Annotated in this window: 19 protein-coding genes; 1 reads left to right on the forward strand and 18 read right to left on the reverse strand. The window is 62.3% G+C overall.

Annotated features, from left to right (window positions below):
• Positions 1–52 precede the first annotated feature (52 nt).
• Entirely contained in the window at positions 53–280 is a 228-nt protein-coding gene (locus tag AWB76_RS00920; protein WP_096031241.1) for a hypothetical protein, read from the reverse strand.
• A 572-nt stretch (positions 281–852) separates the two neighbouring features.
• Between AWB76_RS00920 and AWB76_RS00925 the strand changes: the two genes are divergently transcribed.
• Complete coding sequence (locus AWB76_RS00925) at positions 853–2,001, forward strand: exonuclease domain-containing protein (protein WP_061158245.1); 1,149 nt, start codon at positions 853–855, stop codon at positions 1,999–2,001.
• 7 nt (positions 2,002–2,008) lie between these two features.
• Here AWB76_RS00925 and AWB76_RS00930 read toward each other — a convergent pair whose 3' ends face one another.
• From AWB76_RS00930 to AWB76_RS00995, 17 genes are all read right to left on the reverse strand, one after another.
• On the reverse strand, positions 2,009–2,611 hold the full coding sequence (locus AWB76_RS00930) for a chorismate mutase (protein WP_061158246.1): 603 nt from the start codon (positions 2,609–2,611) through the stop codon (positions 2,009–2,011).
• Between the two features lie 233 nt (positions 2,612–2,844).
• On the reverse strand, positions 2,845–2,994 hold the full coding sequence (locus AWB76_RS41470) for a hypothetical protein (RefSeq protein WP_167357720.1): 150 nt from the start codon (positions 2,992–2,994) through the stop codon (positions 2,845–2,847).
• 761 nt (positions 2,995–3,755) lie between these two features.
• Positions 3,756–4,376 carry a hypothetical protein gene (locus AWB76_RS00935; RefSeq protein WP_061158247.1) on the reverse strand — a complete coding sequence of 207 codons (621 nt, stop codon included), beginning with the start codon at positions 4,374–4,376 and terminating at the stop codon, positions 3,756–3,758.
• Between the two features lie 142 nt (positions 4,377–4,518).
• On the reverse strand, positions 4,519–5,208 hold the full coding sequence (locus tag AWB76_RS00940; RefSeq protein ID WP_061158248.1) for an HK97 family phage prohead protease: 690 nt from the start codon (positions 5,206–5,208) through the stop codon (positions 4,519–4,521).
• A 22-nt stretch (positions 5,209–5,230) separates the two neighbouring features.
• Entirely contained in the window at positions 5,231–5,728 is a 498-nt protein-coding gene (locus AWB76_RS00945) for a phage terminase small subunit, hendrixvirinae-type (RefSeq protein WP_074171269.1), read from the reverse strand.
• A 119-nt stretch (positions 5,729–5,847) separates the two neighbouring features.
• Complete coding sequence (locus tag AWB76_RS40605) at positions 5,848–6,030, reverse strand: hypothetical protein (RefSeq protein WP_157696028.1); 183 nt, start codon at positions 6,028–6,030, stop codon at positions 5,848–5,850.
• Between the two features lie 22 nt (positions 6,031–6,052).
• Positions 6,053–6,406 (reverse strand): hypothetical protein, encoded by a 354-nt coding sequence (locus AWB76_RS00950; RefSeq protein WP_061158250.1) that lies wholly within the window; start codon positions 6,404–6,406, stop codon positions 6,053–6,055.
• Positions 6,407–6,432: 26 nt separating this feature from the next.
• Positions 6,433–6,753, reverse strand: coding sequence for a hypothetical protein (locus AWB76_RS00955; RefSeq protein WP_061158251.1), 321 nt, complete (start codon positions 6,751–6,753; stop codon positions 6,433–6,435).
• A 43-nt stretch (positions 6,754–6,796) separates the two neighbouring features.
• Positions 6,797–7,807 carry a phage major capsid protein gene (locus AWB76_RS00960; protein ID WP_157696029.1) on the reverse strand — a complete coding sequence of 337 codons (1,011 nt, stop codon included), beginning with the start codon at positions 7,805–7,807 and terminating at the stop codon, positions 6,797–6,799.
• Between the two features lie 76 nt (positions 7,808–7,883).
• On the reverse strand, positions 7,884–8,192 hold the full coding sequence (locus AWB76_RS00965) for a hypothetical protein (RefSeq protein WP_061158253.1): 309 nt from the start codon (positions 8,190–8,192) through the stop codon (positions 7,884–7,886).
• The gene (locus AWB76_RS00970; RefSeq protein WP_157696030.1) at positions 8,189–8,503 is read right to left on the reverse strand and encodes a hypothetical protein; all 315 of its coding nucleotides are present in this window, start codon (positions 8,501–8,503) and stop codon (positions 8,189–8,191) included. Before AWB76_RS00970 ends, AWB76_RS00965 begins: the two co-directional genes overlap by 4 nt.
• A gap of 93 nt (positions 8,504–8,596) precedes the next feature.
• Positions 8,597–8,962, reverse strand: a complete 366-nt coding sequence (locus AWB76_RS00975; protein WP_061158255.1) for a hypothetical protein — start codon at positions 8,960–8,962, stop codon at positions 8,597–8,599.
• 2 nt (positions 8,963–8,964) lie between these two features.
• Positions 8,965–9,576: a hypothetical protein gene (locus AWB76_RS00980; protein WP_061158256.1), complete on the reverse strand. Its 612-nt coding sequence runs from the start codon at positions 9,574–9,576 to the stop codon at positions 8,965–8,967.
• 71 nt (positions 9,577–9,647) lie between these two features.
• Positions 9,648–10,094 carry a hypothetical protein gene (locus AWB76_RS00985; RefSeq protein ID WP_167357721.1) on the reverse strand — a complete coding sequence of 149 codons (447 nt, stop codon included), beginning with the start codon at positions 10,092–10,094 and terminating at the stop codon, positions 9,648–9,650.
• Positions 10,095–10,373: 279 nt separating this feature from the next.
• A complete protein-coding gene (locus AWB76_RS00990) occupies positions 10,374–11,492 on the reverse strand; it encodes an AAA family ATPase (RefSeq protein ID WP_157696031.1) in 1,119 nt (372 codons plus the stop codon).
• Positions 11,493–11,542: 50 nt separating this feature from the next.
• Entirely contained in the window at positions 11,543–11,695 is a 153-nt protein-coding gene (locus tag AWB76_RS40610) for a hypothetical protein (protein ID WP_157696032.1), read from the reverse strand.
• Positions 11,696–11,758: 63 nt separating this feature from the next.
• The gene (locus tag AWB76_RS00995; RefSeq protein ID WP_061158259.1) at positions 11,759–12,115 is read right to left on the reverse strand and encodes a hypothetical protein; all 357 of its coding nucleotides are present in this window, start codon (positions 12,113–12,115) and stop codon (positions 11,759–11,761) included.
• Positions 12,116–12,157 lie beyond the last annotated feature (42 nt).

A 12,157-nucleotide genomic window follows, 5' to 3' on the forward strand; every position in this document is an offset into this window, starting at 1 on the left:
CCAAACTTTGTCAGCGCGACTTCCCGGTCGCGCTTTTTTTTGCCTCATCGTCTTACCGGCCCGGCGTGGCCTCATCTTCGACCAGATCCCCGTCCAGCGGCGTTGTCCAGTCCTCCATCACGTAATGCCTTGCGTCCATCGGCGATGAAAGCAGGTTCTGCCAGTGATCGCCATGCCATACCGGATCGAAATCGAGGTGTGAAGCAGATTCTGTCGCCGGAGTGAGCGATGGCGCTGCGAGCGATTTCAACCATTGTGTGAATCGATTGAGCTGGATCATCGTCGTTGGCCTCCGATTACATTTAAGCTGCAATATAGTTTCCATGATGCTTAATGGCGGAGAATCGGGCAAGACGAGTAAACACTTACGATTCGGTCGTTCTTTTACATTGAAAAAGAGCGTTCCGAACTTTAACGGGATCGTGGATTTATTCCAGGGCGGATTTACTGGTTTTGATTCAAAATCGAAGCTGTCTTTACCGCTGTGGAAAATCCCGAGCGGCATCAGGCAGATAATCGGTATCCGGTGCCGGCGGCGCGTGCCCGGTCCGGCAACGCCCGTCTGACAGGCATCCGCGCCCGACGGCGCGGCGGGTATCGGTTCGTGTGGCAGCGGAGAGTCGAGCTTTTGATAATCCGGAAATGTAGTTAGGGGTTATCCGCCATTGCGGTGTTTAAGACTCAGCACCGGCTTACTGTCGTGAGCAAAAAATGGAATGTTCTGAAGGCGCGCGAAAGTCCCGAAAGCCGCAACCGTGCAATGCGTATCAGATCGAAAGCCCTCGACCCCGTGCTGCGTTAGAATGGGCAATCCAGCGTTCGCTCCATTAGACGTAGCTCCCGCCGTCCACGATGCATCCCGATCCGTCCGCAAGCTTTGCCTTTCCCTCCGAGCCCGTGGTCTTCGTCGACCTCGAAACCACTGGCAGCACGTTCGGCGTCGACCGGATCACCGAGATCGGCGTCGTGGAGGTCGGGCCGTCGGGTGTGTCGCAGTGGGCATCGCTCGTCAATCCGCAACGGCCGATTTCCTCGTTCGTGCAGCAGTTGACCGGCATCACCGATGCGATGGTGCGCGACGCCCCAACGTTCGAACAGCTCGCGTCCGACCTGCTCGAGCGCATGAACGGCCGGCTCTTCGTCGCGCATAACGCGCACTTCGATCACGGTTTTCTCAAGGGCGAATTCAGGCGCATGTGTCTTCGCTTCGCGCCCGATGTGCTGTGTACGGTGCAACTGTCCCGCGCGGTTTATCCGGCCGAGAGCCGCCACGGCCTCGATGCGCTCGTCGAGCGTCACGCGCTCGTGCCTTCTGCGCGGCATCGCGCGCTGGCCGACGCCGATCTGCTCTGGCAGTTCTGGCAGCATCTGCATCGCGCGCACGCGCCGGATGTGCTGCGCGCGCATCTCGACCGCGTGACGCGCCGGTTCCAGCTCGCGGCGCATATCGACGAAGACACGATCGAACAGATCGCGGCGGGCTGCGGCGTCTATATGTTCTATGGCGACGACGACGTGCCGCTCTATGTCGGCCGAAGCGTACGCTTGCGGCAGCGCGTGCGTTCGCATCTCGTCGGGCCGCGCCGATCGGCGAAAGATCTGCGCCTGGCCGCGCTCGTGCGCCGTCTCGAATGGAAAGCGACGGGCGGCGAGATCGGTGCATTGCTTGCCGAAGCGCAATGGATCGCGAATGCGCGTCCGGCGCACAACCGCGCGCCGAAGTCGCGTTCCGGCGATGTCCGCGGCGCGCCGTGGCCTTACGCTGGTGCGATCGCAATCGAAGAGCGCGACGAGGCGTCGGGACAGCGCGTGTGGCATGTCATCGACAACTGGTGCTATCTCGGCATGGCGCGTTCGCTCGCGCAAGCCGCTGCGCTGCGCGCGAACGCGGATGCGCCCGCGTTCGAATTGTCGACCTATCGCGTATTGAGCGAGCGTTTCGCGCGCGGTCTCGCCGCGACGCCGCTCGCTGCAGCAACGCTCGCGTCCGCCATCATCTGACGCGCAATCAGCCGACCGCGCCCACGCCGCCCGACGCGCAGACGTGCGAGAGCGCGCGCATGAGCGGCGCGTTCATCGACGAGTTGTAGCGCGTCAGATGTTTCCATCGTGCGACGCTTTCGGCGAGCCGTACCGGGCAGTCCTCGGCATGGCGAATCGGCTCGACGTGCGCGAGCGCCGTCACGAGCGATTGCGTTAGCCGATCGAGCTTCGGACGCGTGTCCCTGGCGAGATCGGGCGGCGATTCTTCCGGCACGGCCTTCAACGCGCGCCAGTTGGCGAAGAGCGCATTCTGCACATCCTTGCTGGCGTCGATCTGATCGCGAAAGAACTGCCGCGCGAATTCGGGATCGACTTGCTCGGCATGGGCTTTCGTTTCGACGTGCTTGAGCAACGCTTCTTCACGCGGCGCGTCGGTGATCGGCTCGTGATGCGCCCACTTCCAGCGCGCAACCGGTTCGGCGAGCGCGAGCCGTTGCGAGACGAGGGCGATGAGGTTGGTGAACGGCGTATCGTCGCCGTCGGCTTGCACGGATGCGGGCGCGGCGAGCGCAAGCGTAGCGGCCAAAGCGGCGGAAGCGAGGAGGGAAGAGGGCGATCGGCGGCGCATCGGTGTCCGGGCAAAAGCGCCAGAATAGCGCACCGCTCTCGAACGGGAACGACGGCAGCCACTGACGGAAGACGTTCAGGATGGACGAGCCACACCGCACGACCCGCCCGGAGCGGTCATGGACAAGGGGCGCGACGCGGCCTGGCGTGAGCCATATCCGGACCGGACGGTCCGAGTGCGCCGCGCGCGGCGGGCGTCGTTCTCACGACGACGGCGTGACCCAGCGTGTCCGCCTATTTCGACTGCGCCGAGTCGCGCTGTTCGTCGAAGAACGCGCGCACATGCTCGGGCAGCTCGGTCGCGAGAAATTCGACGGCAACCGGTTCCGGATCCGGACAGTACACCTTGTCAGGCGTCGGGATTTTCGTCGGTTTCGCGTCCATGATCTCTCTCCTCAATGACAACAACAATTGCGCCAACCCGGCTGATGCGGCTATTGCGGTGCCGCATACCACCGAAATACGAAATTCGGTTTCCTCTATAAATGCGTTATCGGATCATGACCGCCTCGGCTTGAGCCGGATTGGCGGTCCTTTTAACTAACGCATGATCGTTCGTGTCAGGATCGGAACGTCATCGGTAATTCGTTTCCGGTCCTTGAATCAATTGCTGCAAAAGATACGGTTTTCCGCTCTGCGACGACCGCCCGGCGAGCCGCGTGCTGCCTGGCTTCGTGCCGTCAGTGCTCGTCGCGTACTTAAACTGTAGCTTTTCCTCTATGGATATAACGATACCGGGAAACCAGCGTTGACGCTTCATGGTGCGCAGCGGAAAATGGCTTGTTGTTGTACGAAAGCGCACATATAAGACGAATCAGGCGCGCGACGGGTCGGATCGTGAAATGGTTGAGGCCGTTTTTCGATTCGAATCGCAATGTCTTGTACGCCGCTGGCGATCGTTGCGAAAGCGCGAAAGATACTTGCGGCCATCGAAGATACGGCGCGCAAAAGCAAAAACCCGCGACACTTGCGTGATCGCGGGTTTTTTAATACTGCCTGAATCTTGTTGGTGCCGGAAAGAGGAATCGAACCCCCGACCTTCGCATTACGAATACTTTACAAAGCACTAGCAAGCAAGGAGTATAGCACCATGGAGCCGCCCGTCAGGTGCTAGTGAGCAATGAAGAAAGGCGCGTGCGATGCCCCTAGGTGGTCGGGAATGGTGTGGCAACAACACTGAGAATCCGCCTTTCGGGCCACGCGGCGTATTCTCGTCCCTTGTCTGTTACAAGGATGGCCGGACCGTCGAGGACGATGCATTGATGCCTTTCCAGAGCGACGATCATGGCATCTCGTTCGGCGGCGGCCGGAACTCGTGGACTCCAAAACGCGTCGTATGCGTTGCGTGTCGTCCCGGCATTCAGGCTAATCATCCAATCAAGGGCGTGTTGTGTCGCGGGTGCGAAAAAGTAGTTCATGTATCGGTATTCCCAGATCCGCGCGGCTGCGCCCTCGGCCGCAAACAGATTCCGGATCTGTACTACCTGCTCTGGACTGAGGTGGAGTCCTTCGAGTTCTGGAACGCTAGGAGCGGCAATGGAGTCGCTGCCGTCTACGCCCTGTTCTGCCTCAACCTTTTCCTGTTGCGTGACGAGCTTCCCACCCATAAATTCAAGACTGGCGATGCGATTGATAAGCGCTTTGATTTCTTCCGAGTAGCGGCGCGACGCGGCAAAGATGCACAAGCCAACGATGACCGGCCACGACAGAAACACCTTTAGGTATTCAAGCAGTAGCTTCCAATCGATCGAACAGGCGGCGCTCATCGTTCACGCTCCATTTTGGTTGTTTTTTCGAGCGCGACTTTACCACGCGGAAGGTCGCAATCACGGGTGCACTAACACTCATGGGCGGCCGCTGCGTAGCGGCGGAGACACGGCAGTGAGCATTTGTGGCCCCGCTCGCGGCCTATTGCTTCACCCGTTGCCAGTCCTTCGGCGTCAGCCGCACTACGCCAGCGGATGGTCGAGCCGGTGCGCCGCCGTCGAGCCGCACCACGCGCGTGATAGTTCTCGTCGCCGTCGAGCGGCCACGCGCCAGCACGGCGGCAACCTCCATGTCGAGTGCGGACGGCGTGAAGCTCGCGGCTTCGCTCACGCTCTCGATAGTCGCGCGCCCGTTCGCGGGCACGGTCACGACGGACAATTCCAGAATTTCGAACGCCTCGAAAACCATGCCCTTGCCGTCGTCGCGCGGCCGCCATGCGGTCGGACGGAAGCCGATTGAAACCGAGTTGAGCAGCTTCGTGCGAATCAGCGCCCATACCGTGTCGATGCGTTCGGCCAGACTGGCGGGCGTCGTCACCTTCGCCACGCGGGCCGCGAATTCGATGCCCTTCGGCGTGCGCTTCAGGCTCGATACCGTGCCGATAATGCGCGCATGGTCGTGTTGTTCGAGCAGCGGCAGCGGCGTTTTCCAGACGGCTCCGGCCGGGTCGAGAATGTCGTTCATGCGGTCGATATCGCCGGTCGATGCAATGCCGCGAATCTCGCGCGTGCTCTCGTCGGCGCTCCGGATTTCGAGCCGCATGTTCGTGTTGCGCGCATGCTCGCGCAAATAGCCGTCGTGCGGCGTCTTGCCCTTGGTCGTGTCGCTCATGGTGTCGTCTCTCCCGGTCGTATCAGAAGCCGTATTTGTCGCGCACGTTCGGCGCGGCCCTCTTGCCGTTGCTCTTTTTGGGCGGCGTCACGCCGTCCTCGAAATACGCGTTGCTCTCCCACGGCCGCATGCGTTGCGCGGCCGGTTGCTTCGAAGCCGTGTTCGCGTCCTCGCTTCGCATGCGGCTCGATAGGTGCAATCGCAGCTTCGAGCCAGCAGACGCCAGTCGAGCGGCGGCCCGGTCACGCAGCACGCACGCCGGATGCGCATATCGGCGTTTCGTCGTCTCGTCGGTCAGCACGCGGCCCTCTTTCGCAATCGTCGCTTCGAGTTCTTCGACTTCGAGCGCGGCCCGCACGTAGACGGCAAGGTCTTCGCTATCGCTCGCGCGAAAATGCCCTTCGGGAAAGCTCGCCAGAACGCGATTCCATAGTCGAGTCGCAGAACGGCCCCACGAGCGCGGCGGGATAGGCGGCGGCGCTATGGGGAATGGCCTAGGCTCACGCGGCTTTGCGGTCATGGTCGGCTCCGGTCTGGTTAGGGGAAAAATCCACTTTTATGGAAACGAAGGTGCTCATGGGGTGTCCGCTTTGTTTCGGCCTTGCTAAAACCCTCCCCGCCCTAGGGGGTGCCCCGCGTTTACTTCGGCTTGTTCGGCCGTGCGACCGTCCACACGAGCAGACGCACGAGCAGGTCGAGCGGCGTGCAGACGATGAACAGCACGAACGCGAGCGGGGCCACGAGCACGAGCGGCAGCTTGATTGCACGGCGGCCGCGCCTCGTGCGCCACGTCAATAGCCAGGTTCGTCGCGACGAAAACATGATGATGTTCGTCCTCGCCGGTTCAGGCCACAAGCCGGATAGGCGCGGCTTCGGCGGCCTCGTCGAGCCGGGCGTGATACTGCATGCCGTCGCCGTCGAGCCAGAAGTAAGCGCCGCCTTGCCCGGTCACGAGCACGTCGATAACTCGCCGCTGTTGTCCGTCGCCGCGTTCGTCGGCGAGTTCGTCGAGCCGGGCGCGAATCAGGTCAGCAAGGCGCACGGCCAGCGGGGATACCACGCACGCGGCGGGGTCGTCGAGCAGGTCGAGCAGGTCGTGCTCGATGCGGCTTGCGACAGCTTGCCGGGCGCGCTCGTGTCGATAGGTGCGGGCGTCGCCGTAGCAATCGCAATGTTCGCCGGTGTAGCAGATGCACATGATGTTTGTCTCCAAGGTTCGATAGCTCACGACGGATAGGGCACGACGAGCGCGAGCGTGCGATTGCCGCCGTCGAGTTCCACGAGCAGATGCCAATGTGCATGCGCGTCGTCGGTGTCGATGAACAGGTTCGCGACGTTCAGCCCGCGATTGTATTGGGGCAGGTCGAGCACGGCGGCCACGAGCACGCGCACCGCGGCGTCGTCGGTGTCGGCGGGCGTCAGCTTGCGGCCCGCGCGCACGGCGGATAGCACGGCGCGTTCGAGCGCGCTCATGCGTCGCCAGTAGTCGCGCAGTGCGTGACGTTCGGCGATGCTCGCGGCGTTCGTCGATATCTCGTTGCACATGGCGGGCGGCTCCCGTAACGGCTCCCCAGAATTGGCGAGTGGTTCAGGGTGTCGGCGTCGTCCAGTCGATGCCGGTCAGCGTGACGACGCTCGCGGGGCGCGCGGCTTGCCAGTCCGCCACGCGCGAGAACTTCGCCGCGCCGATGTTCGCTTGCCACAAGCTCAAGACTTCGGTCGCGCCTTCGTCGTCGGTCGTGTTGAGCAAGGTCTGTTCGGACGTATCGACGCGCAAACCGTCGTCGAAAATGACGACGCCGGACGGGTCAACAAGCGAGAGCACGTCAGGCGGAACGCCAGCGGCCGCAACCAGCGGAAAGCCGGTTAAAGCGCCGCCTCTGACGGTCGTGTCGGCGTTGCCTAGGCCGTCGCCCAACAGGGCAAAGCGCGCGGCGCTCGATGCGCTCGCCACCCATACCGCGCGTTGCGCGTCGCCTTCGAATTGGTCGAGAACCCGGCCGATATCGGCGCGCAGTTCGTCGGCGCTCGTGCCGGTCGATGCGACCGTGATGCCCGCATGCACGAGCGATTCGGGGGCGTCGCCGGTGCCGTCGTTGTCGGGGTCGAACAGGGCGGAACCTTCGGCGGCGGCCACGGCGCTCGCGGCGTCGTCGCCTAACTGGCGCATGAACACGTCGCCCAATGCGCGCCCGGCTTCGGCCGTATAGCAGATGATGCCGCCGACACTCCTGTCGCCCGAAAGGCGCACGATATCGAACGACGCATTGGTGACGACGAGCGGCGCACCTTCACGACGCCATGAAGCCGTCGGCGGTACTTTGTCGACGAGTACCGGAACGCCGGGCGCACCACGGCGCCACGGGCTGATGCGGTCTACGGCGCCGACGACGGAAACGGCGGGCGCCGTACCGATGTAGTCCGCGAGTTGTCCGGCGTCGAGCGAAAGCGCGCCGGTGTCAATCGCGCGTTGCAATAGCAGAACGACCTTTGATGTTTCGCCATAGCTCGCGGCGGCCATGGCCTTGGCGTTCAGCACATTGCCACGGCAGCGCGCGATTGCGGCCAGCGCCCTCGCGAAGTCGGTCACGATAAGCATGTCCATGTCTCCCGGTTGGATTGAGCGGCCGCGAGCGCGGGCCGGTTCAATTCATGGTGGACGATGGACGGCCGGATTACTTCACGTCTTTTCCCGCGTTGATACGCAAGTCGAGTTGTTCGGCGGCCACGTCGAACAGCGATACCCAACGGCGGCCGCCTCCGTCGCGGCGCACGGCATAGCGCAACGTGCCAAGTTGCTCGCGCTTTCGCAACGTACCGCGCGCAAGGTTGAGCAGACGTTCCGCCGTCGCCTCGCGGACATGCCTATCGCCTCGCACAAACTCGTGCAGCTCGAACTGCACTTGATAGCTCAGGCTCACCACGAGCGCGAGCACGGCGCGGTCATACGGCACGACGAGCGGCGGGGCGTCGTCCGGTTTCATGGCTTCGACGTTTCCATTAGTTGACGACGCAAGTCGCTCAGATGCGCCGCTATCGAATGCCCCAGACCGGCGGCCAGCGTGCGCTCGTCGTCGTCGTCCTCGATGCCGATAGCAAAACGAAAGTCGAACCAGCGGCCCGCCTTCTGTGACGTCTCGATGGCACTCTGCGCAATCTCACGTCCGGCGTCGTCGAGTGACGCGAATCGGCGCGGCACGCTTACCTCACCGTCCCCTACATGCACGACATAAGCGCCGTCGGCAAGCCGTTGCGCGCGTATCTCGACTCGCAGCAGATTGTCGTCGTCGTCCATGTTCGTGTTCATGGGCTTGTTCATGCTCTTGCGCATGGTCTTGTTCATGCGTCTGTTCATGTATCTGTTCATGGTTCAAGGCTCCTTTGACTTTCAATGTCGAGCCGGGCCGCGCGCCCGGTTATCGGCCTCGTCGAGTCGGCGCGTGACGGCATAGTAGACGGTTCGATAGGCGGCCAGTTCGGCGTCGCCGTCCTCGCTTGGCGGCGGCTCCTTTCCCGGTTCGGCGCTCATGCGCAACAGCATGTATCCGACCATGGCGGGCAGCAGTTCGGATTGATTCACGCGGCGGATGATGCGCACGAGTTCATTGCATACGCTCTCGTCAACCGGGCGGCCGTCGTGCTCGCGGTCTTCGAGATAGTGCAGACCGGAAAGCAGACGGCCGCAAAGCTCGGCCGCCTCGTCGAACTTCGCCATGGCGGGCGGCTTGTAATGCACGGGCGGTTTGCGGCTCATGGTCAATAGCCCTCTTCCCAATCGTTGACGCTTTCGACAGAGAGCATTAGCGCGGTCGGATGCCCGGACAGCAGGCCAGCAATATCGCGTTTTTTGAGCGGCGGCAGCAGTTGTTCAGGCGTCGGCATGGCGGCTAACGCGGCCTTCGCGGTTTCGCTCGTGAGAGAACCTGCAAGCAGTTCCGTATGCTTGGCGGCCAGCGCGCGCTCTAGTTGTGCGCGGGCCTTTTTCACGCGGGCGTCGATTTCCGCGTTACCGGCCTTGCGTACCTCGTCGCGGCGCTCCCTCAGTCCATAGCGGCCACGGTTTATAAACCCGCACATGAAGCCGGGTGCGTTTTCCATTGGGATGCCGGATGCCTTGGCAATGGCCTTTAGCTTTTCGTCGGCTTCATGGCCTACCTGCTTCGCGTGCGCCACGAGTTCGGACCAGCGTTCGTCGTCTTCGTCAAAAATCTTGGACAGGTTTTCTTCCATGCGAGCGCGCAGGGTTGCCGCGTACTCGTCGATTGCCGTCTTCGCCACGCGGCCATTCAGGCGCACGACTTCACGCAGTGAATCGCGCTCTTTCGCGCTCATGGTGTTGGTTTCGTTCGTCGGGGTCTTCGTCGTCATGGTGTCGTCGCCAATAATAAGGATTACCGATAACAATCGATATGCGAATCCACAAACGGATGCGCATGTTGCTACTTCACGCGGAACAAACGCGGCGGGGGCGGCGGCTCCGGCAGTAGTTCGCCGTTCGCCCGGCGTCGGGGCTTCGCTACCGGCGCGGGCGGCGGCTCGCTTTGCAGGACGAAAACCAGTTGACGCAGGTACATGCACAGCCCTTCGAGCGCTTGGCATTCGCCGGTCGAACCGAACGGCCACGCCACAGAACCAGCGGCCACTTGCGCGAGCGCATCAGACGGCCGGGCCTCGCACCATTGCGACAAGGCGCGCGCCACGGCCGCACGACGTTCGTCGTCGAGCGCGTGCGCAATCAGCCGTTCAATCAGCGCAATGCGTTCGGCGTCGAGCGGCCGCCAGCGCAAGCTATCGAACATGGCGCGAAGCTCGCGGCCGTGAATCAGCAGCGCATTCGCCACGCGGACGTGCTGTTGGTAGTGTTCGTTCGGTTGCGCCATGGCCATATCCACTCCGTTTCAATGCTGTAAGAAACAACACGCGGAAAGGTACGCGGTACAGGTACGTGGTAGGTACGCGAAGGTACGCCCCTAAAGGGGCGTGTACCTTCTGTACCTCCATACCCAAGTACCGTGTACCTCGTGTACCTTTTCGAGTACCTTCCTATCTGGCGGGCGTTTGCGGCCGGTCACTTCGTGTACCTCGGCGTACCACGCGTACCTTTTCTCGCGTACCCGACGACCGTGCTTTTTTTCCGAAACACGGGTTACAAAATCCTTTCTGTGCTACTTGGCGGCCTCCGCGATACAGACCATTCCGGCCGCTTCATGGATGGCGTGAGCGGTCACGAGCCGCTTCATGGCCCGATAGATCGGGCCTTTTTCGTACCGGCCTTTGAAGTGCGCCACCACGGCGGATTTCTTGATGCCGACTTTGCGCTCAGCCAGAAATTCGATGACCGCGCCTTCGACTTCGCCCATGCGTTTGCAGATCGTCGTATCGGCCGGCATGTCGGCGGGTTCGACGATTGGCACGGTCACGCTCTTGCCCCACTCGTCAATGCCGACTTCCACGCGCACGAAGCGGGCGGCCAGCTTTTCATGCTCGGTGCCTAGCTCGCGCTGTTTCTTGACCGTGAGCATGCGCGTATCGATGGTCGGGTTGTACTCGCACACAATCTCGTCGTCGGCGTTCGAATAGATAACGCTCGATCCGCGCGAGCGGCTCGCGTCGGCCACGCCGGTGTGATGGATCACGAGCACGGCCGCGCCGGTCGCTTCGGCAATGCACGTCAGCGTGCGCATCACGACGGTCATATCTTTTGTCGAATTCTCGTCGCCGGAACCGCAACAGCGCGCGAGCGTGTCTATCACGATCAGCTTCACGCGTTCCCCGCTTTGCGCCTCGAAATACTTGACGCAGTCGACGACGCGCGCCATGTCAGCGAGTCCGTCGAACAGGTCGATTGCTTCGCCTGCCACGAGTAGCGGCATATGGTCGATACCGAAGTGCTTTTTAGCGCCCGCAATCCTGCGCGCCACATTGCCGGGCGCTTCGGCCGCCAGATACACCACGGCTCCCTGTCGGGTGCGCTTGTCTAGAAAATCGATACCCAGCGCCACGCAGATCGCGAGATGAATGGCAAGCGTCGTCTTGCCTGCATAGGAAGGTCCGAACCACGTACACACTTCGGCCTCGCACAATAGATCTTCGACGACTTGCGGCTTTTGCTTCAGGTCCGGGCCGATAGCATTGGCGTGCGTCGTCTTGAGCGGCGGCGGCTCGTCGATACGCGCGTCGTCGTGCGCGGCGGGGTCTGCCTTCGTGGGCCGCACGGCCGGATGGCGGCGCTCGGTCTGTGCCCCATGGGGCACTTCGGCCAATGCGGGCGGCGTCGGTTTCATCGCCAAAAACTCCCGGCGCACGGCGTCGATTTCTTGCGGCGTCGGCTCGCTCACCACGCACCCCGCGCAGCGGCGAAGCGGATCGAGTGGCAGTCGGACGTGAAACTCGCGCGGCGGGTTTCGGCCTCAATCACGGCGTCCACGCGTGCGCGCACGTCGCGCCGCGCGATATCATCACCATGTGCCGTCTGCGGCATGTCCATTGATTTAGCGCCCGCCGCGCCACGGTGGGCGTTTTCTTCTCTGGAGGAGGTCATAACGTCTTTTTACGCTTTGACTTCGGCGGTGGGATTGCCCTTATGTTCGCGGAGCAGCGCTTTGACGCGTGCGGCACGATTCTTCGGCTTAACTGGATTGACGGGGGGCGGGGCAGGCGTGGCGCGCACGCGCTCGCGCGCGGCGTCTTTCTTCATCTCAACCAGTGCCGCAAAAAGTGCTTCGGGCGCGTCCGTCACGAGGCGTTTTTTGACGATGAACACGAGACCTTTTTCGATCAGTGCGTTGCGACGCTCGCCATAGGTAAAGGTGCGCATGGATTGGTCGCTGTCGAACAGCGGTTCTCCGTAAGTCGCGCGCCACGATCTTTCATCGTCGTAGAGGGGGATAGGGTGCGTCATCGTCATCGCTCGTTCTCCAGTGATTGCCCTTACTGGCGGCGTTCCAGA

The organism is Caballeronia temeraria, assembly GCF_001544795.2.
GTDB classification, from domain to species: Bacteria; Pseudomonadota; Gammaproteobacteria; order Burkholderiales; family Burkholderiaceae; genus Caballeronia; species Caballeronia temeraria.

Excerpts from the sequence above, each read along its gene's own strand:
- AWB76_RS00920 (WP_096031241.1), bottom strand. The coding sequence starts at position 280 with ATGATCCAGCTCAATCGATTCACACAATGGTTGAAATCGCTCGCAGCG.
- AWB76_RS00925 (WP_061158245.1), top strand. The coding sequence starts at position 853 with ATGCATCCCGATCCGTCCGCAAGCTTTGCCTTTCCCTCCGAGCCCGTG.
- AWB76_RS00930 (WP_061158246.1), bottom strand. The coding sequence starts at position 2,611 with ATGCGCCGCCGATCGCCCTCTTCCCTCCTCGCTTCCGCCGCTTTGGCC.
- AWB76_RS41470 (WP_167357720.1), bottom strand. The coding sequence starts at position 2,994 with ATGGACGCGAAACCGACGAAAATCCCGACGCCTGACAAGGTGTACTGT.
- AWB76_RS00935 (WP_061158247.1), bottom strand. The coding sequence starts at position 4,376 with ATGAGCGCCGCCTGTTCGATCGATTGGAAGCTACTGCTTGAATACCTA.
- AWB76_RS00940 (WP_061158248.1), bottom strand. The coding sequence starts at position 5,208 with ATGAGCGACACGACCAAGGGCAAGACGCCGCACGACGGCTATTTGCGC.
- AWB76_RS00945 (WP_074171269.1), bottom strand. The coding sequence starts at position 5,728 with ATGACCGCAAAGCCGCGTGAGCCTAGGCCATTCCCCATAGCGCCGCCG.
- AWB76_RS40605 (WP_157696028.1), bottom strand. The coding sequence starts at position 6,030 with ATGTTTTCGTCGCGACGAACCTGGCTATTGACGTGGCGCACGAGGCGC.
- AWB76_RS00950 (WP_061158250.1), bottom strand. The coding sequence starts at position 6,406 with ATGTGCATCTGCTACACCGGCGAACATTGCGATTGCTACGGCGACGCC.
- AWB76_RS00955 (WP_061158251.1), bottom strand. The coding sequence starts at position 6,753 with ATGTGCAACGAGATATCGACGAACGCCGCGAGCATCGCCGAACGTCAC.
- AWB76_RS00960 (WP_157696029.1), bottom strand. The coding sequence starts at position 7,807 with ATGCTTATCGTGACCGACTTCGCGAGGGCGCTGGCCGCAATCGCGCGC.
- AWB76_RS00965 (WP_061158253.1), bottom strand. The coding sequence starts at position 8,192 with ATGAAACCGGACGACGCCCCGCCGCTCGTCGTGCCGTATGACCGCGCC.
- AWB76_RS00970 (WP_157696030.1), bottom strand. The coding sequence starts at position 8,503 with ATGGACGACGACGACAATCTGCTGCGAGTCGAGATACGCGCGCAACGG.
- AWB76_RS00975 (WP_061158255.1), bottom strand. The coding sequence starts at position 8,962 with ATGAGCCGCAAACCGCCCGTGCATTACAAGCCGCCCGCCATGGCGAAG.
- AWB76_RS00980 (WP_061158256.1), bottom strand. The coding sequence starts at position 9,576 with ATGACGACGAAGACCCCGACGAACGAAACCAACACCATGAGCGCGAAA.
- AWB76_RS00985 (WP_167357721.1), bottom strand. The coding sequence starts at position 10,094 with ATGGCCATGGCGCAACCGAACGAACACTACCAACAGCACGTCCGCGTG.
- AWB76_RS00990 (WP_157696031.1), bottom strand. The coding sequence starts at position 11,492 with ATGAAACCGACGCCGCCCGCATTGGCCGAAGTGCCCCATGGGGCACAG.
- AWB76_RS40610 (WP_157696032.1), bottom strand. The coding sequence starts at position 11,695 with ATGGACATGCCGCAGACGGCACATGGTGATGATATCGCGCGGCGCGAC.
- AWB76_RS00995 (WP_061158259.1), bottom strand. The coding sequence starts at position 12,115 with ATGACGATGACGCACCCTATCCCCCTCTACGACGATGAAAGATCGTGG.